A 20,739-nucleotide genomic window follows, 5' to 3' on the forward strand; every position below is an offset into this window, starting at 1 on the left:
CAAAACAAACCTCTGCGAGAATCGATTTTTTGCGACAAGGTGAGCACGTGGTGGATAAAAAGGGCACTCATAATGTTAAAATGTGTGCTGAAAAATTGACAACATGTCGAGTTGACGAGTTGACAAGTTGCCGAGCGAGTTGGGCCGCGAGTTGGTGAATTTGTGAGTTGGAGGAGTTTATGAGCTTACGAGTTTGTGAGTTGACAAGGATTGTCGTCCACTTCGTACAAGGCATTTGGCTTAACCCTTTAACCCAAATCGTTCATTAGGGCCTGTGCAGATTTTGTGTATTGTTGAGCATCTTGTCTGTCTTATTATTGAAGGCGTGGCGAACAACGACAAGAGAATAAGGTGGTCAAGGTGCCGATAAGCCGACGAAAGACGACCGGAAAGCGATGGAAACAACCTAAAATATTTGATAGGCAGCCTAATGATCCGATTGGGGTTTAACTCCGTCACCCCGCTTTGACGAGTTTGTGGGTTCATTCGTTTTCAAGGTATAACCACTTTTTGCCACAGGCAAGTGGAGCATAATTTCGGATTTTATCGTATCTTTGTCGGGTACTTCGTACATGAGCAGGGTGTTTGTCTTGGTTTTGCATCCCAAAGATAATAAACTCCTCTCTATTCATAGAAAAATTAAAAGTCAAGACTACTTCAATATATGCGTATGAGAAATTTATTGGTTTTCTTTGGGCTTTTGGTGTTATACGCCTGTTGGTCGCCCTTTCCTAATGCCTATGAGCGTTCGATGCAGGTGGGTCGCTTTCGCCCTAACATTAACACTGGAATTGCTAAAAAAGTGAACATTAATGGATACTACGTCGTGACCCATAAGAGGGTGGGAACATTCGAGCCGTTTATTCTTTATTCTGATGGAACGTTTGGCAATATCGTTTTTAAAAATAGAGACTCGCTTTACGAGCAGAAAAAACAAGATACAGATTTGATGCAAGAAATTATAAGTTCAGAAAAAGGATTTTGTGGGGCAGGTGGATATTATGAAATTAAAGGAGACACATTGGAAGTTGATAAAGTATATCGTTATCAACTCCGCAAAGTGTTGGCGAAAAAACGCTTTAAGATAATCGATAAAAATCACCTCCTTTTCTTTAGCGAAATGTGGGTTGTATCAAAGAAAGAAGACGTACCTGACGCTTATGATGTACTTTACGAATTTGTCCCTGCTAAGAATTTGCCACCCTCCACAAGCTTTGGCTGTAAGTTGAACAAGTATATGTGGGAGAACAAGGCCGACTGGAAAGCCTATAAGCAAAGAATGAAACAGCAAAGGACAATGAAAAGTGGTAACTGATGTTGGAGATAATGTCATTAGGGCGAGCTTTTCATACCTGTGGCGTATCTTTCTTTTGGATATAAAATCGACATTAAATGTTTGGTTGTATGAAAATAGTATTCTACATAATAGGTTGTTTGTCATTCTCTTCTTGCTGGTATCCTTTCCCAAATTCAAAGGAAAGATCAATGCAAGCAGGCAGATTTCATCCCGATATCAACACCCATATTGATGAAAAGGTAAATATTGATGGCTATTATGTAAAAGCCATAGGGACGACAGGTAGCACATTAGAACCCTTTATACTCTATAAGGATGCGACATTTGGTGAGATATACTTTAAGAACAATGATTCTGTTCGGGAACAAAGACGGGCGAATACTGATTTAATGACTCAAATTCAACATTCAAAGCATGGATTCAATGGGTTTGGTGGCTATTATCGGATGAAAGGTGACACGATAGAAGTTGACCTCTACTGGAACTATATGCTTAGAGGAGCGCTTGTGAAAAGATATTTTAAAGTTCTCGATAAAAATCATTTGCTTCTCTTTCAACAGATTTGGGTAAGTCCTGACGAGGCCGACGAGCCTGATAGCTGCCGCATTCTTTATGACTTCATTCCTGCACATAACCTCCCACCATCATCAAGTTTCAGAAATAAGCTACGAAGGTATTTATGGGAGAACAAGAAAGATTGGAAAGCCTATAAAAGAAAGATAAAAGAGATGAGAAGGGGGAATAAGGGGTAATGGTTAGTAAAGCGTATACTTTATCAGTTGTTTTTTGTGGTAATAGTAAACACTGTATGAGGCTCGTCCTGCACGGTTTGCTTGCGAACCTTTCGGCTGGTAGGGCAGGGTGGTTGTGCTGAAAAAAGGGGGATGTGCGGAGAAAAATATGTTATATATCCCTAGGCTTGTTGGTTTAAAACCTCGCCCGCCCATTAACACATAACTCAAAAACTAACCAACTTACACTAACTTTTTTGAGTTTCGTTATAACTTATCGGAAAATATTTGTAACTTTGCACACCAAATGTGTGACTTAGAAACCTTTAAGCTGGATGTCAAGGCGTTAAAACAAGGCAAAACCCTGTTGGAATACGTGCTTGACGATAGTTTCTTTGAGGCCATCGACGCCCCCGAAATTAGGAAAGGAAAGGTGAACGTTGAGCTGCAAGCTACAAGAAACGGCGACCTTTTTGAGCTGAACTTCAATATGGAAGGTTCGGTCAGCATACCTTGCGACCTCTGTCTTGACGACATGGAACAGCCCGTTAACACAAAAGAACGGCTGATAGTGAGGTTTGGAGAAGAGTATTCAGAAGAAGACGAACTGGTTACGCTGGAAGAAGACCCTGGGGTAATCGACCTGTCGTGGTTCGTTTACGAGTTTATCGCACTTAACATACCCATCAAGCATGTGCACGCTCCTGGCAAATGCAACCCAGCCATGATAGACGTGCTGGACGCACATGCTGCCAACCGAAGTGGCGATGAGGATGAAGAAGAGGCGATTGACCCGCGCTGGATGAAACTGAAAGAAATAAAAAAACAATATTAAAGATTAAGACAAAATGGCACATCCTAAAAGAAGACAGTCCAAGACTCGTACACTTAAAAGAAGAACTCACGATAAAGCCGTAGCTCCCACACTGGCTCTATGCCCCAATTGTGGCGCTTATTACATTTATCATACGGTTTGCCCCACTTGCGGACAGTACAGAGGTAAGGTAGCTATCGTTAAGGAAGAGGTTGCTGAATAATGGATAAGATTAATGCGATAATCTCAGGCGTCGCCGGTTACGTGCCCGACTATGTCCTTAACAACGAGGAGCTGTCGCGCATTGTCGATACCAACGACGAATGGATTACTACGCGTACTGGTATCAAGGAGCGCCGCATCCTCACGGAAGAAGGGCTCGGTACTTCTTATCTGGCCCGTAAGGCCGCCAAACTTCTGATGAAGAAGACGGGCGTTGACCCCGACAGCATCGACGCAGTTATCGTTGCTACCACCACTCCCGACTACATCCACCCCTCCACAGCATCTATCGTGCTGGGTAAGCTGGGCTTGAAAAATGCTTTCGCATTCGACTTCTCGGCTGCCTGCTGCGGGTTTATGTACGCTTTCGATGTGGCTTGCAACATGATACAAAGCGGACGCCATAAGCGCATCATCGTTATCGGCGCCGATAAGATGTCGGCCATCACCGATTATAAGGACCGCGCTACCTGTCCGCTCTTTGGCGACGGGGCTGGTGCTGTGATGGTGGAAGGAACTACGGAAGAAAATGTGGGCTTGGTAGACTCGCTGCACGTGGCCGACGGAAAGGGCTTGCCTTTCCTTCACGTAAAGGCCGGCGGTTCGGTTTGTCCGTCTTCGCAGTTTACCGTAGACCATCGCTTACACTTCACTTATCAGGAAGGCCGCACCGTTTATCGCTATGCGGTTTCGGCAATGGGCGACGATTGCACCAAGCTGATTGAGCGCAATGGCCTAACGCCCAACGATATTAACTACGTTGTGCCGCATCAGGCCAACCTTCGTATTATTGAGGCGGTGGGTAAACGTATCGGTGTGCAGCCCGAACAGGTGCTGGTAAACATCCAACGCTACGGAAACACCAGTGCGGCATGTATGCCCTTGGTGCTTTGGGATTTTGAAAAACAATTGAAGAAGGGCGACAACCTTATCTTTACTGGCTTTGGTGCAGGTTTCGTTCATGGCGCATCTTACTACAAGTGGGCCTACGATGGTGCCGAAATGGCCGAACAAGGAAAGTAAAAACGGTGCATTTGCCCCGACTTTAATTGAATAATAACAAAGAAGACGCATCCTTAATTTCTTAAGATGCGTCTTTTTGAGCTTTATCCAAGCTATACAACCATCTTTATCACAGCAACAAACATGCACAAAGCAGGATTTGTAAACATCGTTGGTAACCCTAACGTGGGCAAAAGCACGCTGATGAACCAGCTAGTGGGCGAGCGTATCTCCATAGCCACCTTCAAGGCGCAAACCACGCGGCACAGAATAATGGGCATTGTTAACACCCCTGAGATGCAGATTGTGTTCTCGGATACGCCCGGTGTGCTCAAACCCAACTACAAGCTGCAAGAGTCGATGCTGGCTTTCTCGGTGTCGGCACTTAGCGATGCAGACGTGTTGCTGTACGTTACCGACGTGGTTGAAGACCCGGAGAAGAACGCCGACTTCTTGGAGAAGGTGCGGGGCATGAAAATTCCCGTGTTGTTGCTCATCAATAAGATTGACGAGAGCGACCAAAAAACTCTCGGCGACATCGTGGAACGATGGCACGCGTTGCTGCCCAAGGCCGAGATATTGCCCATTTCGGCCAAAAACAAGTTCGGAACCGACCTCCTACTGCGCCGAATACAAGAGCTGTTGCCCGAGTCGCCGCCCTATTTCGACAAAGATCAGCTTACCGATAAGCCTGCGCGTTTCTTCGTCAGCGAGATAATTCGCGAGAAAATACTGCTCTACTATGATAAGGAAATACCCTATTCGGTGGAGGTTAAGGTCGAGAGATTTAAGGAAACAGAAAAGAAAATACACATCAACGCCGTTATATACGTTGAGCGCGAAAGTCAAAAAGGCATCGTTATCGGGCATCAGGGCGTGGCGTTGAAGAAGGTTTCTTCGGAGGCACGAAAGACGTTGGAAAGGTTTTTCGACAAGGAGGTGTACCTCGAAACCTTCGTGAAAGTTGATAAAGACTGGCGAAGTTCGAAGAAAGAACTCGACAGTTTTGGCTATAACCCCGAATAAGACGTTGCAAACAAGCCGCGCATGGCATGCTAACGCGCTTTTTCGACGATTAAGAATTTACATTTATGGCAAACTTAGTAGCTATCGTGGGACGCCCCAATGTGGGCAAGTCCACCTTATTTAATAGGCTTACAAAAACCCGTAGCGCCATTGTAAGCGATACCGCTGGCACCACGCGCGACCGCCAATACGGCAAGTGCGACTGGGCTGGCCGCGAGTTCTCGGTTGTAGACACGGGCGGATGGGTGGTCAACTCGGACGACATCTTCGAAGATGCCATTCGCCGACAGGTGCTCGTGGCTACCGAAGAGGCCGACTTGGTGCTGTTCTTGGTAGACGTGAACACGGGCGTAACCGACCTCGATGAGGATGTGGCGCAGATACTCAGGCGTACCAAGGTGCCCGTGGTGTTGGTGGTAAATAAGGCCGACAACAACGAGCAGATTTACGAGGCACCTGCGTTTTACTCGTTGGGGCTGGGCGACCCTTTCCCCATTAGCGCGGCAACAGGTAGTGGAACGGGCGACTTGCTCGATGCTGTTATTGCGCAATTAAAACCAGGCGAAAACGAAAATGTTGAAGATGGCATACCTCGTTTTGCTGTGGTGGGTAGGCCTAATGCAGGCAAAAGCAGCATCGTCAACGCCTTTATAGGCGAAGACCGCAACATCGTTACCGAGATTGCAGGTACCACACGCGACAGTATTTATACGCGTTTCGATAAGTTTGGTTTCGACTTCTACCTTGTAGATACGGCCGGAATACGCCGAAAAAACAAGGTAACCGAAGATTTGGAGTTTTATAGCGTAATGCGTTCGATACGTGCCATCGAGCATAGCGACGTTTGTATTCTGATGATTGATGCCACGCGCGGCATCGAATCGCAGGACATGAACATCTTCCAGCTTATTCAGAAAAACCAAAAGTCGCTGGTTGTGGTGGTTAACAAGTGGGACTTGGTGCCCGATAAAGACCAAAAGGTGATAAAGACTTTCGAGAATGCCATTCGCGAACGCATGGCTCCCTTTGTAGATTTCCCCATCATCTTTGCCTCGGCGCTTACCAAGCAACGCATCTTTAAGGTGCTTGAAACGGCCAAACAGGTATATCTTAACCGTAAGGCACGCGTGGGAACGTCGAAGCTTAACGAAGTGATGCTCCCCCTTATCGAGGCTTATCCGCCCCCATCAACCAAGGGCAAGTACATCAAAATTAAGTATTGCACGCAGTTGCCCAACACGCAGATACCCTCGTTTGTGTTCTATGCCAACCTGCCGCAGTACGTAAAGGAGAACTATCGCCGCTTTTTGGAAAACAAGATACGCGAAAATTGGAACATGCACGGCTGCCCAATTAACGTGTTTATCAGACAAAAATAAGGTGTTGGGGATACGGCTTAGGCTTGTATCCCCAACTTGTGTTATGCTTTGGCCATGCCGTTTGGCGTTGTTTCTCGCGCACATGGCAGCAGACCATTGTATAAAACTCCGTTATATTCCAACAACATAACTTGCTTATTACCAGAAACCAACTCCCAGCAAAGGCCAAACCCGATGCGGTTTTGCTTTTTCCGAGCTAGGTTTCATCAACAACCAAGCCCTGCTAGTTGGCAGAAAACTTCTGTCTGCCATTAAACTTTCGGGCCTGTTTCTAGTCTATTATGAAGGTGTTTAAATACACGCAAATATAAATAATGACCATTTAGTATATGAGAAAAATTTGTTTGAAAATCCACAAGTGGCTAGCGTTGCCCCTTGGAGTGTTTATGGCAATTCTATGTTTCACGGGCTTTCTGCTACTGGTGATAAAAGATATTTCCCCGCTTTTGGGCATGGAACAGGGCGTTGAACCTTTCTATAAGGCCGTTAAGCAGTTGCATCGCTGGCTCTTTATGGTGCCAAACAATCCCCACGGCGGACTTTCGGTTGGCCGAGTAATTATGGCCGTATCGTCTATGTGCATGGCGCTTGTGTTGTTAACGGGCGTTGTTGTTTGGTGGCCCAAGAGCAAAAAGATGCTGAAAAGCCGTTTAAAGGTGAGCACTAACAAAGGCTTTCGCCGATTTGTGTATGATACGCACGTGTCCTTAGGCATCTATGCCTTTGTGTTTCTGTTCCTCATGGCCATTACGGGTCCTGTGTTTTCGTTCGGTTGGTACAGGCAAGGCATGTCGAAACTCTTCGGACAGAACGCCGAGAAGATGGAAACGAAGATGCCAAAAGGGGATGGAAAGCAGGCTGCAACAAAGCAAAATGCCTTTGCTCACGATAATACAGACCGCGTGAAGGAGCACGCACAGCGACAAGAGGGTGGGGCACCCGAAACAAAAAAAGACGGTAGCGGCAAGAAACCTGGTGGTAAAAAGCTTTTCAAGTCGTTGCACACAGGCAAGTGGGTTGGTTGGTTTTCACGGGTTCTTTATGCGATTGCCGCACTCGTTGGCGGTTTCCTGCCTATCAGTGGCTACTATTTGTGGTGGAAGAAAAGGCAAGCAAAGCGCACTAAGTGATAAGCGTGATGCAACGGATGGGCGTTCTGTTGATAGAATTATCCTTATAAAGCACCAGCTCTAACGGATGTGAAGGGTTTAATGGGGAATGTCAAAATCTCCCGATCTGCGACCAGTAAGCAACAAGTTACTGGCAGAAAAGAAAAGGATTGTAGTGGTCTTTTGTGCGCATTGCCTTTCAAATGCTTACTTTTGCCTTCGTAATGTACAAGCGGGTGGAAGTGTTTTAATCCTGTATCAGCTTTCATTTCTATAGTTGTCCGCTAAAACTTTTATATCATTCCACATGCTATAAAGTTTTAGCGGACACCTATATTATAGAATTAAGCTTCGTGGGGAAGTGTTATGTTTAAATCAAAATAGGCCATTAGTGGTTATCTTTCAAACTCTCTATTCTAACCTGTTTTGTTAAAATCGGGTATAGATATTTTGTAAAACATATCTTTTTCAGCCAATCCTTAATGGCACCGAAATGAGGAATGAACTTGTAGTTGGCCATCATGAATCCCTAATAGCTGTCCTATTCTTCATATAGTCGTCTAATTTATACTTCTCCATTTCAACAATTCTGTAAAGAAACACTTCATTGTTGATTACATATAAAATGGTATTCATACCTTCTAATTCTGGGCAGAACAACAGATACTTCGGACGTTTACGCATTATTTTCCTAAAAACTTTTGGTGCATTCCTTCCAAGAGGTCTTGAAAAAGTTCTATAACGAGAATCTAAGCCACTATATTCTCCATCATCACAATATACGTATAAACGTCCTTTACATCTTTTGTCGAAATAAAAAAGATTAAAGGCCAGCCTGCTAGTATCTACTTGCAATGCCTGTTTATCTTTTAGTTTCAAATTCAAAACGTAGAGAGGCGTTCCTGCTCTCACTTCATTTGCAAATTTTTTAACTTCTTGATCATTCCAAGTTTTATCGTCTTTGAAATATCTTAAGTATATACTGTCGGCTATATGCTGCTTTTGGACAACATCTGAGCTGTCAACACCCGAGCTACATATATCCACAAATGATTTGAATGTTTCTTCATGTTCTTTTTCTAACGATTTAGAATAAGACAAGACGATATTATCAATGAAAGAAGTGGAATCAAGCGCGCTGTAAGCACGTTCGATCTGTTCAATTAATGTCTGTGCTTTTGAAATGCTCGAAAACAGACAACTCATGATAAAAATTAAATATATCCTTTTCATATTTACCTTAATCCATTTAGTATATAAAGCCACCGACTTTTATCAAGCATCAATGACCAAAGAACGGAATGTACTCATACTCTGTTTTGCGTCTGAACCAGATAAGCAATGGCTTGCCATCCTTTCCGTTAATTGCTGGGGTATCTATCAATACGCAAAATTCCTTCTTCCTTGCCTGTTTCCCCCTAAAATGCCAACGCAGCCTTATCGCTCCGCTTGTCTTTATGCCCTGCACGATTGCAGTAGAGTCTAGCTTTGTTATGTCTTGTTTGTGAACCATATCTAGACACTCTATCATCGTGGGAGTCATCATGTGCCCCTCGTTATCCGTAAAGCGAATGCTTTGTGGATAAATCGTACATGGCAGGTTCATATAAAGCGTTGCGGCCACTATCAACTTTGATTCTTCTTTTGCCCAAAACTGAAGGCATGTGGGGAAAGCAAAGGGGAAAAATATTGGCCCCACGGTAATTGCAGAAGTACCTGGCCCTCTCACATTAAGCATAATCGTGTCTGGCGTAACATCATAAGTGTAAGTTATACCACCTTCTGAACAAGGTTTCAACTTCTTCCATCCATCCGTCTCCGTTATGTAATACGTAGTACGGAATATGCCTGCACACGAGGTAAGACATAGGCAAATGAGAACTGAAAATATAAATCCAAGTAGCAGTTTCATATCTAGAAGTCGTCGAAGTAGTCTTGACTTTTAATGTTTTATAAATTGAGAGGAGTTTACAATCTTTGTGCTACTAGACCAAGATAAACACTTCTCTCATGTACGAAGTACTGGACAAAGATACAATAAAATCTGAAATTCTGCCGCATTTGTCTGTGGCAAAACGTGGGTATGTCTCAAAAAGTGACCTGGTGGAAGTCATTCAATGCCTTCTCTATAAGCTGAAGACAGGTTGCTAAAGGCACATGATACCTGTTTCGTCCATCTACGGAGGGATAGTCCTACACGGCAAAACTGTGTATGCGCATTTGTACTTAATCGATTTGATACGATGCTGTCTTGCTGGAAGGCATGAACTATATCGCATTCATAGTATTCTTTTCAAGAGAATAAGAAAGAGAGAAAAGTAAAGATGACTTCGTTAACTTGTCAACTCGTTAACTTGTCAATTCGTCAACTTGTCATCTCGTCAACTATTAAAGGTGAGAAAGCCGACAAAGAGAGCAACCGAGTTCACCCTAAACGGCCATACGCCCCAGACCCGCTATAAAAAGAACTTTATGCCGGCTATAACATATCCTGGCAATCTGTTTTCGGTGACAACTTCGTTATAATCGTTTCTGGATGCTATTCGCAGTCGGCGGTAGTCTCGGGTGTGAAGCATATTGTTCCCCTCAATAGACAAAGCCCAGCTTTTGAACGTGAACATTGCTGTCAGCCCCATGTCGAAGTTGCGAAATTCGTTCTGGCCCGAATGGTCAAGCGTGTATGATAGTGGCAAACTCAGTTCGAAGCGTTCCTTTCTGATTGCCATTGGCTTTACGTACAACACATGTTCGGCATAGTTTATATGATTGTTGCTAATGCCAATCTTGCTTTGTTGCAAGTTAAGTTTATAGCCCACCTCTATGTTAAGCAACGACTTAAATTTGGTAGCCAAAGCGAAAGTGCCATCAAATGTGGAAGAACGATTGTTGCTAAAAATGTGTTGATAACTGTTTTGGTACAGAGAGTTGGATATTGTAGATTTGAAGTTCAGCACCAATGGTATGCGAAATCCCTTTTTGATGTTGAAATAGGCATATTGCGTGCAGCGGTCACGGTCTGCCTTTAATAAGCTTGCCCTAACTCCGTGCCCGTCATTGTGATAGTCAAAGATGTAGGGTTCGTCTGTAAATGAGCATCCAAGGCTCGCGACGAACGTAAAGTCGTTAAGGATGTCGAAATAGTTCACGCCCAATTGCAACTTGTCTTTTCTGTGAAGGATGTTGTGTTTCTCCTCGAAAGCGGTGTATTGCCGATAGTCATCAATCATCAAGCCACGCATGAACACGGCATTGTCCGCTTCATAGCCACTGCTGTAAGTGAGCGAAATGGAGTTGGTGGAACTAAATGCCAGTTCGATGTTGGCAACAGGCAACAATAACAGCCTGTTGTTTTCAAAGCGATTGTTAACGCTTGCCAACGTCAGCCCGCCATTCAGTCGCAACAATCCGCTCTTCTTTGAGAAAGAGATGCTGTAATTGTACACATTGGTCGTTAGGAATTGTTTGGCAACATCAAATGTGTCAACGGATGCCGATGCTGATGCCATGTTACGGATGAGGTTCCACCCGCCCGCCATGTTCATCTGCCATGCCCGAGATAGCCTATGCACCCATGATGAGGACAAAAAGGCATTTATTAAAGTCTGCTTCTGTTTTTGGGCAACATCGTAAACCGTTAAATCGTACAGCGTGTTGGCCGACTCTACATTCAGTTGCCGGCGGCTATTGCGATAGTCAAATTCCCCACTGACGGACAATAGGTCTTTGTTGTTCCAGTTCTTTACAACAGACATCCGTTGACTGAAATTCCACTCATGCAGCTTGCTCTCACAGTTGTAATTGCTTATGTGCCTATTGCTTGTCTGCGGCATGGCCGTTATTGTGGTGCGGCTGTCAAAGGCAGCATTGCCTGGCAGCATGCATTTAAGGTTCAAGCCCAGATGATGGAAACCTCGCCTTGCTGCTGATGTTTCGGAAAACGTTTCTGTTCGGCCTGTTTCCATGTAGGTTCTCCGGTTGTCGTACTTACCATAGCTTTGGTCGAAATTAAATAGGTAATAGGCGTTTACTTTCAGTCGCTCGCTCGGGTTCCAGGCAATGTTTGAAGAGAGAAGCGCATTACGCCTTTTATATGAATTGATATCGTTCGTCAGAAACGATGGAAGGCCAGCACCAGTGTCTATCACTCGGTTTTGTCCGCCAAACGAGCGGGCATAATCATTAACGCTCCCCAAAAGTTTAATATAGTCAATGAGCGTCATAAACGCTTCACCCGTGTTGAAGTATTTTACATTGAAGCCCATCATGGCTTTGCTCCCAAACGAATATGCGTTAACTGTGGCCCGATAGTTTCTCGGCCACCCTCCTTGTAATTCGGCATTACCCGTGATGCGCCCTCGGTGAAGTGAGTCTATCTTAACATTCAGGGCATTTGCCTTGTGGGTGTTAAATCCGCTAAGAAGGGAGAACTCGCTGTAATTCTTCTGTAACTGGATTCCATCCACAAATTTGGCCGGCAGGTTATTGGTAATTTGCTCGTTCTTATCGCCAAAAAAGTCCTGCCCATCTATTAGAATTTTCTTAACCGCTTCCCCATTAACCGTTACTTGCCCTTTCTCATCAACGTCCATTCCAGGCAACTTGGCCAGAATATCCTTAAGCACTTTCTCGTTTCCAGTGGTGTATTTCCCGATGTTATAGTCGATGGTGTCTCCACTCACCTTGATTCCTGGAGCACGCCCCGTAACGACTATCGTTTCGAGCATTTTGCTGTTAGGCTCCAACTTAACTAAAACACCATTTGTTTCTTCGCGCGTGGTTCGCGCGGTCTTGCTCTTGAAACCAATACCCGATACCTTTATGAGCAGTTCTGTTGATGAAGAAGTTGCTTCCACTAAGAAAGAGCCTTCATCAGATGTAATGGCATAACCCAAAAGCGCGCTATCTGGGAGAGCATAGACCATCACATTAGCAAATGGCACGGGCGAGCCATCTGCCGAACTTACGACGGTCCCCCTTAGCTTGACATCGTTAGCCAAGCACCGTAAGGCAGCAAGCAGCATCAACAATATGGAAACCAGGCCTTTCTTCTTCATCGCTTATCTGGCAAATGCTCGTTTTCTCAGTTGTTCAAACTGGTCCTTCGTAACTTCTTTCGCACGCTTTGGCTTGGCCACAGGCTGTGAAGACTTGGTGTTAATCGCTGTACATGTATAGATTGCGTGCTTGTCTTCCAAGTCGAGGATAAGCCCAGGGAGTCCATAGTACAAGCCAGGGCCGTCTTGCACAGGGATTGACGGACAAAACCATGCTGTTATAGAGTCGCCGATGGTTGCTTTGTAAGCTTCAAGCCCCATTATCTTTTTCGACTTTGAACTCACTTTCCATTGATAGTGTGGCAAAAGATGTATTATGGAATAGGTTCGTCCAAGCAAGTCTTTCAATTCCGTCGCCCTCATGTCAACAAGGCTCTTGTAAACAGACACTTTCTCCTCGCTGTAAGAAGGGTTTACGATGATAATCCTCGGCCCTTCATTTTGAGACAGCTCACCCTCGGAAACGATTTGTTCAAAAGACGACATTCTTCCCTTTATAATCAGGCGGAAAGAATCTCGTTTCTCTGCTTGCAAATCATTCAAAAGCCCTTGATAGCTTCGGTTTTCTTTGGCTTGTTTAATCTTGTTGACAACTTCTTTTCTGGATTTTAAATATACAAAGTACTTAACCTCTATGCTCTGCGCAAAGGTGAGCATAGAAAGAAACATTAAGAATGGCAATAATAATAGTCTCATACTCGGTTAAATTGTTACAGTTCATACATAATATGAAAACTATCCTCAAGATATGTTGTTCTTGAAGATAAAGAAATTGCCCTCTCCACAAACTGAAATGGCTTTTGAAGAGGGCAATAACTTTTAAAAGTCCCTACTGAACCTTTATGACAATAATGTCAATAATGACTCCTTTGTCATCGACAACAAGGATAATGACATCGGGCTTGTCACTTTTGTTTTGAGCGTTGCTGACATTAGGGCTGTTAAGTTCTGGTGTAACTGCAGGAACTTCTGCAAACGAAGCAGTAGCAAACCCGAAAACGAGACAACAAGTTGCAATTAACTTCTTCATTTTACTTAAATTTTATGTTAATAATTAAACCGTTAAGGCTTTGCGGTGTTTACCTCTTTATAACAGTGTGGTCTGCTTATCTTTTTTGACTTTAATTGAGGCTAAGAGATGAATGCCAGTTATGTATCTCAAAGTGAAAATTAACTTCGATTGCAAAATTAGAATATTAAAAACAAACATGCAAACAAGTTAGGTCTATTTTTGTATTTTAGGACGTTTAAATAAGTTCCTCTCTAGCAGTCACTTATTAAATGGAGAGGAAAAGAACAGGTCTATTCCATCGAGACTTTAACTAAAAAACTTCAATAAACTCCCGTAAAGAGACCTTGCCACCGTTAATTCCCACTTTAATTTTACTAATAAAAAGTTTTTGTTTAATTGATTTTTCGCTGATTCCATATATCAATGCCAATGCTTTTGTTGACATCTTAAGGCGGATAAGCATCAAAAAATGTAGGTCTTCAATACCTAAACTTGGAAAGCGATTCAGTAACCTAGTAATGAAGTTATTGTCAACAGCATCCATAAATAGTCTTATTTCTTCCCAATCCTCATCCTTAAGTCGAACGTTGTCAGATTTATTGCTCCTCAATCTCTGAATTTTTTCGGCAGTATCTATCCTACTTAAAATAAAATTGCGCATGTTTGAAAGTTGCAGCTCTTTTTGAAACAGTTTCTCGTTGAGCAATCTTCTCTCTTGACTTTGTTTCCCTAACTTCACCTTAATTTTTACGCAGATACTATGCAGTTTGAAACAATGTAAGGCTAAAATTATGGACGCAGCAAAGAAAATGAGTATCAAAACAATCAGCAATGTTAAAACAATCGTACCTCTTTTTACAACCTTACTCTCGTATTTTGTATCCAAAAATAAATTACAATATAGTTGTTCGCTTTTACATCCAAGAGGATAGGAGAAGAAACTTGCGGAATCAAAAGACTTCGCATAGCTAAGCCCCTTTGCATCATTACAATGTGGTATGTTGGTTGTATAATACTTATACTCGCGGTTCTCTGTGTGGGCATTGCTCAACAGTTTGTTACAAGATGTCGGGAAAGCGGCTTTAAGACAAACAGCTGTAAGGTTTAATGTCCAGAATATATGCTTGTACAAACAAAATTTATTCGACAGCCTGGGATAATGTAAAGACCGGATATAGACTTTACACTGCTTAGTAAAAGTAATCACATCCTTAATAACAATAGGAAATAAAGAAAAACTATTGTTATGGACAACGCTTAGGAATTCTTTATGTCCCTTAGCAAACTTAGTCACTTCCACAAACCATTGTTGACAGGCTTGCATAATAAAAATGGAGAGTATCCTCAAGGCGAGATTTTTAGTAAATTTGTCTGTCAGTCCATCTGCCACATCGGAAAAATTTTGCAAATTGACTACTGCAGATTCGGTATCAACATTTAACAAACAATGTTTTTCCAGACAGTATTTATTCAGAGCATAAAGGGTCGCGTCTGTTCCTGCATTATAATATGTGCAAACCGCCTTTGTCAAGAATTTATCACCAGAATCAAGTTCTTTCATACCTAGAACGATTGATTGAATGAAAGGGCATTCCGCACTATAATTCTTATTTATGTCCTCGCGATGTATATGACTGGGAAAATCTAAGGATTTGGCAAGATTGGCCAGTATCAATTTATTCGCTAATTTAACTTCATTATTATGATTTTCACCGCAACCTGCAATGAGCAACATAAAATGCAATATAATAGAAACATAAAGTTTACAATTCATGTGGCATGTTTTTTGCAAAAATAATCAATTCTTCTCAAATACCAAAAACTTCAACATCATATCTAACATTCTTCTGGCATATGGAGTAATGAAGTGTATTTAATCGTATTTATTGCATACTGTATTAATCCAAAACAAGGCTCTGGTGAACTGAAAGCAGATGGGATTTTATATAGTGAATCTGCATGTGTAAGAATTTACTACTCATGTCACTAAAGCTATCGTGACTTTTCACTCTTTCTTATTGAAGTCGTCTTGACTTTTAATCTCTAAATTGAGAGAAGTTTATTGTCTTTGTGATGTTAAACCAAGATAAACACTCCTCTCATGTACGAAGTACTGGACAAAGATACAATAAAATTCGAAATTTTACCCCCTCTTATCTGTGGCAAAACGTGGTTTCGTTACGAAAAGTACACCTCGTAGAGGTCATTCAGGGCATTCTCTATAAGCTGAAGACTGGCTGCCAAAGGCACATGATACCTGTTTCATTTATCTTCATCGGGACAGCACAGCCTTACAAAACCGTGTATGAGCATTTCCGCAAGTGGTCAAAGAACGGTGAATGGGAGAAGGTGTGGGCATAGTTTTGGAGCGTAACAGGTGTTGCTTGGATATGTCCAGCGAGGATTTGGACGGCAGTCACACCACGGCCCTTCGTGTTGGGGAATGCTCTGGCTATCAAAGCAACATTGAATGTTGCATATCAAGGCTGTCCGTAAACTCTGAGTTTAGGACTTTGTACTTGTGTTGTAAAGCGAACAACCGTTTGTTGCTCTCCTAAAACATTGTTAGATAATGGAAAATAGCGTTGAAAGGGCGTTGTTCTAAATAGATAATTCGTATCTTTGCGCTATAAATTAACAGGATAGCGAACAGATGAAGAAACTATTTTACTTTTTCGTGACATTGCTGGTTGTGGGGTGTTCGATGGGTCCAGACCCTAGCGAGGTTGCTGCACAAGCGGCCAAAGAGTATTACATGCAGCTGTTGGCAGGCAAATACGAACATTATGTGGATGGGTTTTATCGGCCCGACAGCATTCCGCCAAGCTATCGCCGACAGCTGATAGACAACGCTAAGATGTTTGTGGGACAACAAAAAAGCGAACGGCGTGGTATTCTTGATGTGCGTGTGGTAAACGCCGTGGCCGATACGGCCAAACGTTCGGCCAATGTTTTCCTGCTTTTTGCCTATGGCGACAGCACTAGCGAAGAGGTTGTTGTGCCTATGGTGCTACATCGGGGCGTGTGGTATATGCGCTGATGTTGCCCCGATTAGGCTTTTGGCGCATGGTGGAGGGTTGGCGTAAGTAATGGCAAACAGCCTGTCGCATTGTGGCATGTGGCATGCTGCTCGATTTGCGAAAGCAGCCCACTTGTTGCATGGAATAAAACAATTACTTGCTGGCGGTAACGTTGGCCTCTTCGCGTTCTTCCACCTCTTTCACCTTTCTGAACAGGTCGGAAGCAAACACTAGGTCGTTTAGCTTTTGGTTTTTGCTACTCATCACGTCATCTTTCGTGCCCTGCCATTCTTTCTTACCTTTGTAGATAAAGCAGATGTTTTCGCCAATGCCCATTACCGAGTTCATGTCGTGGGTGTTGATGATGGTGGTCATGCCAAACTCCTTGGTGATGCTCGACAGCAATTCGTCTATCACGAGCGAAGTTTTGGGGTCGAGTCCAGAGTTCGGCTCGTCGCAAAACAAATACTTGGGGTTTAGCACAATGGCCCTAGCTATGGCCACGCGCTTTTGCATTCCGCCCGATATTTCGCCAGGGAACTTGTCTTGTGCATCGGTAAGGTTTACGCGTTCAAGGCACTCTTGCGCGCGTTTTGTTCGTTCGCGCAAGTTCATTGTGGAGAACATGTCGAGGGGAAACATCACGTTTTCGAGTACCGAAAGCGAGTCGAACAAGGCTGCACTTTGGAAAATCATGCCCATCTCGCGGCGCATGTGCACCTTTTCGCGTTTCGACATCGTAACGAAGTTGCGCCCATCGTATAGTATCTCGCCCGAAGTGGGTTCGAGCAAGCCAACGATGTTCTTCATCAAGACGGTCTTTCCCGAACCGCTTTGTCCGATGATAAGGTTGGTTTTGCCTGTTTCGAATACGCAATCTATACCTTTGAGAACGGTCTTGTCCTCGAAAGATTTGGTCAGTTTCTTTACTTCAATCATTGTTTTTGCTTTTTAAGGGTTGGCCTTCGGGTTTGTTTTTCGCCGTTTCGTGGCCATCCGTTGCCCATTGGTGCAGGCTTTCCCCTCTCGTTTACGATACCTAAAAACGTTTCCGCCTTATAGTGGTTTACAGGTGTGTAGCATGGCTAAGTTTAGCTGAGCATTTGTGTAAGGAACACATCCGAGAACAGAATGAGCACCGAACTGCTTACAACGGCATCTGTGCTGGCCTTTCCTACCTCTACCGAACCGCCTTCAACCGTGTAGCCGAAGTACGACGACACACTGGCGATGATGTAGGCGAAGAACAAACTCTTGACGATACTCATCCACATGAACCAGGGTTTGAATGCATGTTGTATGCCAAGGGTGAGATCGTCGGGGGTGAGGATGTGCCCAATGTAGGCCGTGGCGTAGGCTCCGAGGATGCCCATGGCCGAACTGAATATCACAAGAAACGGCATGATGGTTACCAATCCTAGTATCTTGGGCAATATCAGGTACGAGGCCGAGTTGACGCCCATGATGTCGAGTGCGTCTATCTGCTGGGTAACGCGCATCGTTCCAAGTTCGGAGGCGATGTTCGAACCAACTTTTCCGGCCAAGATAAGGCACATGATGCTTGATGAAAATTCGAGCAACATAATCTCGCGCGTGGTATAACCCGACACCCAACGGGGCATCCAGGGGCTTTGGATGTTCAGTTTCATCTGTATGCAGATAACTGCTCCGATGAAGAAAGAGATGAGCAGCACAATGCCCACCGAATCGACGCCAAGCTGTGACATCTCCTTAACGTAGCGCTTAAAGAACATCCGCATGCGTTCGGGGCGCGAAAAAGAGCGGCCCATCAATATGAGGTATTGCCCAAGTGTGTTGAGATAGTTGAGTATCAACATTTTTTATCCTATATATAATATAATGTGTAAGCCTTTCGATTACTCTCCGTTTATCGGCAGGCAACGTTTAAGTTCTTTTGTCGTTTGGCATGTTGTCGGCCGCGAAAACTTGTTTTCTCGTTGCCGAATGCCGCTAACTTATGCAAAAGTACGCAAATTATGATAGAAACAGCTATCTTGTGCGCGCTTTTTATTTCTTGTTACCACTTTTATGCCTACCTTTGCACCAAGGTTTTAATTTCAGATTATAAGGAAAAGATATGTCTATGAATGATTTTCAACTCAACGATCAGAACCACGAAGATACCCACATGGAACTGCGTGCCGAAGGACTTGTGAAACGTTATGGCAAGCGAACGGTGGTGAACGATGTCTCTATCAACGTTCGCCAGGGGGAGATTGTGGGGTTGCTTGGGCCTAACGGGGCAGGGAAAACAACCTCGTTCTATATGACTACGGGCTTGGTGATACCTAACGACGGACATATCTTTATCGACAACACCGAGATTACCGACTTCCCCGTGTACAAACGTGCGCGTGCAGGCATTGGCTATCTGCCGCAAGAAGCCAGTGTGTTTAGAAAATTAAGCGTGGAAGACAACATCATGGCCGTGTTGGAGCTGACGGGGAAACCGCGCCAATATCAGCTAGATAAGCTTGAAAGCCTTATTCGCGAGTTTCGTTTGGGGAAGGTGAGAAAGAACAAGGGCGACCAATTGTCGGGTGGAGAACGTCGGCGTACGGAGATTGCGCGGTGTTTGGCTATCGACCCGAAGTTTATTATGCTTGATGAACCCTTCGCTGGTGTTGACCCCATTGCCGTTGAAGATATTCAGCATATCGTTTGGCAGTTGAAGTATCGCAACATCGGCATTCTTATAACCGACCATAATGTGCAAGAAACGCTTACCATTACAGACAGGGCTTACCTGTTGTTCGAGGGTAGGATACTATTCCAAGGCGCGCCCGAAGAGTTGGCTGAGAATAAAATCGTACGCGAGAAGTATCTGAGCAATAGCTTTGTGTTGCGTAAAAAGGATTTCCAAACGCTGGACGAGGAACGTCGCGCACGCGAGGGCGGACATTGATGTGTGGGGCGCGGCGCGTTGCAGGTGGGTGGAAGTTGGGCTTTGTCTCAATGCTCACTATTCTTACTTTTGCGCGCGTTTATGGTCGTTGCTTAGCAAGGAAAGATGCTATTATGTTAACGAATTTATTCTTTTTCGCTAAAAAGTTCGCAGAAAGTTTGTGTGTTTCCAGATAAAAGTGTACCTTTGCACTCGCAAATCAGAAATGAGGCGCAAGATAAACATCGCGGAGTGGAGCAGTTGGTAGCTCGCCAGGCTCATAACCTGGAGGTCACATGTTCGAGTCGTGTCTCCGCAACTATATTAAAGAGGTGTAAGGAAATTCCTTACACCTCTTTTTCTTTTGTTGTTGGGCTGCTGTTGTTGGTAAGTCGTTCCGTTTGGGCGGATGTTTGTTTAACCCAATTGGTTATTAAGAAACTTGTTTCTTTTTGCAGGAAAAGCACGGTATGCTTGCAAATGGTTAGTTCTCCATTAGTGTCCCTGTCGATTACGGAAGTCGTTTCGTTACACTTTATTTCCAAAAGCTCTAACAATCGATTTGGGTTCGTCTGCTTGATGATTCCTTTTAGGCTCTGTGGAAACTTGACGGAGGTTGGCTCGTTGGGCAGCTTGCTCGCCAGTATCTTTTTCGTAAACATGCAAAGTTTTTGTCTTGTCGGCTCGTCAACTTGGGTGCTTAGGGTTTCAGATATTCATCAGTTCATCAGTTCATCACTTTGATAACTCACAACCTCATAACCTAACAAGCTCACAGTTTCATCAACTCAAAAACTTAAATTGTTATTTTAATTTTACAATATTGCTCTAACTTTCGCTCCGTTCTAGCGAAAATCTAGGCTGAAAAGTTGGTAAAAAACCGCTTTTTATACCCTTTCGCACCTTTGGCATTGTCAATTTTTACGCCCAGAACCTGTATTTTGCACCATTTTGCCTTTCTAGTTTGGTTGAGGGCTGGTGATTTTTCAAGCCCATTTTTCTGCTTTTAGCCCCTAAAACCCCACTTTTTAACGACTATTTTGCCCTTTTCACCCAGGTTTTTCATGGCTCTAAAAGGTTTTGTTTATACAATTGCGACGTATATTTATTCTTTTCGTCTTGCGTTTAGTACCTTTTTGCACTGCGTTTAGCACCATTTTACCTTGCG

Annotated in this window: 20 protein-coding genes and 1 tRNA gene; 12 read left to right on the forward strand and 9 right to left on the reverse strand. The window is 43.8% G+C overall.

Going from position 1 to position 20,739, the window contains the following annotated elements; genetic code table 11:
- The first annotated feature begins 670 nt into the window (after positions 1–670).
- The 8 genes from HMPREF2955_RS08075 to HMPREF2955_RS08105 all read left to right on the forward strand — a co-directional run bounded on the left by HMPREF2955_RS08075 (position 671) and on the right by HMPREF2955_RS08105 (position 7,601).
- Positions 671–1,315: a hypothetical protein gene (locus HMPREF2955_RS08075; protein WP_139145516.1), complete on the forward strand. Its 645-nt coding sequence runs from the start codon at positions 671–673 to the stop codon at positions 1,313–1,315.
- 89 nt (positions 1,316–1,404) lie between these two features.
- Complete coding sequence (locus HMPREF2955_RS08080; protein WP_139145517.1) at positions 1,405–2,049, forward strand: hypothetical protein; 645 nt, start codon at positions 1,405–1,407, stop codon at positions 2,047–2,049.
- A gap of 286 nt (positions 2,050–2,335) precedes the next feature.
- Positions 2,336–2,863: a YceD family protein gene (locus HMPREF2955_RS08085; RefSeq protein ID WP_019188869.1), complete on the forward strand. Its 528-nt coding sequence runs from the start codon at positions 2,336–2,338 to the stop codon at positions 2,861–2,863.
- A 13-nt stretch (positions 2,864–2,876) separates the two neighbouring features.
- Entirely contained in the window at positions 2,877–3,065 is a 189-nt protein-coding gene (gene rpmF, locus HMPREF2955_RS15150; RefSeq protein WP_009231934.1) for a 50S ribosomal protein L32, read from the forward strand.
- Positions 3,065–4,087, forward strand: coding sequence for a beta-ketoacyl-ACP synthase III (locus HMPREF2955_RS08090; protein ID WP_070722516.1), 1,023 nt, complete (start codon positions 3,065–3,067; stop codon positions 4,085–4,087). Before rpmF ends, HMPREF2955_RS08090 begins: the two co-directional genes overlap by 1 nt.
- Before the next feature lie 123 nt (positions 4,088–4,210).
- The gene (era, locus tag HMPREF2955_RS08095) at positions 4,211–5,092 is read left to right on the forward strand and encodes a GTPase Era (protein ID WP_009231932.1); all 882 of its coding nucleotides are present in this window, start codon (positions 4,211–4,213) and stop codon (positions 5,090–5,092) included.
- 65 nt (positions 5,093–5,157) lie between these two features.
- Positions 5,158–6,471: a ribosome biogenesis GTPase Der gene (gene der, locus HMPREF2955_RS08100; RefSeq protein WP_009231931.1), complete on the forward strand. Its 1,314-nt coding sequence runs from the start codon at positions 5,158–5,160 to the stop codon at positions 6,469–6,471.
- A gap of 386 nt (positions 6,472–6,857) precedes the next feature.
- Complete coding sequence (locus HMPREF2955_RS08105) at positions 6,858–7,601, forward strand: PepSY-associated TM helix domain-containing protein (RefSeq protein WP_246830101.1); 744 nt, start codon at positions 6,858–6,860, stop codon at positions 7,599–7,601.
- A 498-nt stretch (positions 7,602–8,099) separates the two neighbouring features.
- Here the strand turns inward: HMPREF2955_RS08105 and HMPREF2955_RS08110 are convergent, their stop codons facing one another.
- From HMPREF2955_RS08110 to HMPREF2955_RS08135, 6 genes are all read right to left on the reverse strand, one after another.
- Positions 8,100–8,813, reverse strand: a complete 714-nt coding sequence (locus HMPREF2955_RS08110; protein ID WP_210401292.1) for a hypothetical protein — start codon at positions 8,811–8,813, stop codon at positions 8,100–8,102.
- A gap of 49 nt (positions 8,814–8,862) precedes the next feature.
- Entirely contained in the window at positions 8,863–9,492 is a 630-nt protein-coding gene (locus HMPREF2955_RS08115; RefSeq protein ID WP_070722522.1) for a hypothetical protein, read from the reverse strand.
- Positions 9,493–10,036: 544 nt separating this feature from the next.
- Positions 10,037–12,634 carry a peptidase associated/transthyretin-like domain-containing protein gene (locus tag HMPREF2955_RS08120; RefSeq protein WP_070722524.1) on the reverse strand — a complete coding sequence of 866 codons (2,598 nt, stop codon included), beginning with the start codon at positions 12,632–12,634 and terminating at the stop codon, positions 10,037–10,039.
- A 3-nt stretch (positions 12,635–12,637) separates the two neighbouring features.
- Entirely contained in the window at positions 12,638–13,330 is a 693-nt protein-coding gene (locus HMPREF2955_RS08125; protein WP_070722526.1) for a GLPGLI family protein, read from the reverse strand.
- Positions 13,331–13,463: 133 nt separating this feature from the next.
- On the reverse strand, positions 13,464–13,664 hold the full coding sequence (locus tag HMPREF2955_RS08130; RefSeq protein ID WP_070722528.1) for a hypothetical protein: 201 nt from the start codon (positions 13,662–13,664) through the stop codon (positions 13,464–13,466).
- Between the two features lie 292 nt (positions 13,665–13,956).
- Positions 13,957–15,420: a hypothetical protein gene (locus tag HMPREF2955_RS08135; RefSeq protein WP_070722529.1), complete on the reverse strand. Its 1,464-nt coding sequence runs from the start codon at positions 15,418–15,420 to the stop codon at positions 13,957–13,959.
- Between the two features lie 299 nt (positions 15,421–15,719).
- Between HMPREF2955_RS08135 and HMPREF2955_RS08140 the strand changes: the two genes are divergently transcribed.
- Complete coding sequence (locus tag HMPREF2955_RS08140; RefSeq protein WP_083317671.1) at positions 15,720–16,007, forward strand: transposase; 288 nt, start codon at positions 15,720–15,722, stop codon at positions 16,005–16,007.
- A gap of 292 nt (positions 16,008–16,299) precedes the next feature.
- Positions 16,300–16,686, forward strand: coding sequence for a hypothetical protein (locus HMPREF2955_RS08145; RefSeq protein ID WP_070722532.1), 387 nt, complete (start codon positions 16,300–16,302; stop codon positions 16,684–16,686).
- Between the two features lie 133 nt (positions 16,687–16,819).
- Here HMPREF2955_RS08145 and HMPREF2955_RS08150 read toward each other — a convergent pair whose 3' ends face one another.
- Both HMPREF2955_RS08150 and HMPREF2955_RS08155 read right to left on the reverse strand, forming a co-directional pair.
- Complete coding sequence (locus HMPREF2955_RS08150) at positions 16,820–17,605, reverse strand: ABC transporter ATP-binding protein (RefSeq protein WP_070722534.1); 786 nt, start codon at positions 17,603–17,605, stop codon at positions 16,820–16,822.
- Between the two features lie 152 nt (positions 17,606–17,757).
- Positions 17,758–18,504, reverse strand: a complete 747-nt coding sequence (locus HMPREF2955_RS08155) for an MlaE family ABC transporter permease (RefSeq protein WP_009231926.1) — start codon at positions 18,502–18,504, stop codon at positions 17,758–17,760.
- Between the two features lie 260 nt (positions 18,505–18,764).
- Between HMPREF2955_RS08155 and lptB the strand changes: the two genes are divergently transcribed.
- Together lptB and HMPREF2955_RS08165 are read left to right on the forward strand one after the other, a co-directional pair.
- Complete coding sequence (gene lptB, locus HMPREF2955_RS08160) at positions 18,765–19,592, forward strand: LPS export ABC transporter ATP-binding protein (RefSeq protein WP_210401293.1); 828 nt, start codon at positions 18,765–18,767, stop codon at positions 19,590–19,592.
- Between the two features lie 225 nt (positions 19,593–19,817).
- A tRNA-Met gene (locus HMPREF2955_RS08165) sits at positions 19,818–19,890 on the forward strand.
- Positions 19,891–19,918: 28 nt separating this feature from the next.
- Here the strand turns inward: HMPREF2955_RS08165 and HMPREF2955_RS08170 are convergent.
- Positions 19,919–20,233, reverse strand: coding sequence for a hypothetical protein (locus tag HMPREF2955_RS08170; protein WP_070722536.1), 315 nt, complete (start codon positions 20,231–20,233; stop codon positions 19,919–19,921).
- Positions 20,234–20,739: the final 506 nt, after the last annotated feature.

This window comes from Prevotella sp. HMSC073D09 (assembly GCF_001814145.1).
GTDB classification, from domain to species: Bacteria; Bacteroidota; Bacteroidia; order Bacteroidales; family Bacteroidaceae; genus Prevotella; species Prevotella conceptionensis.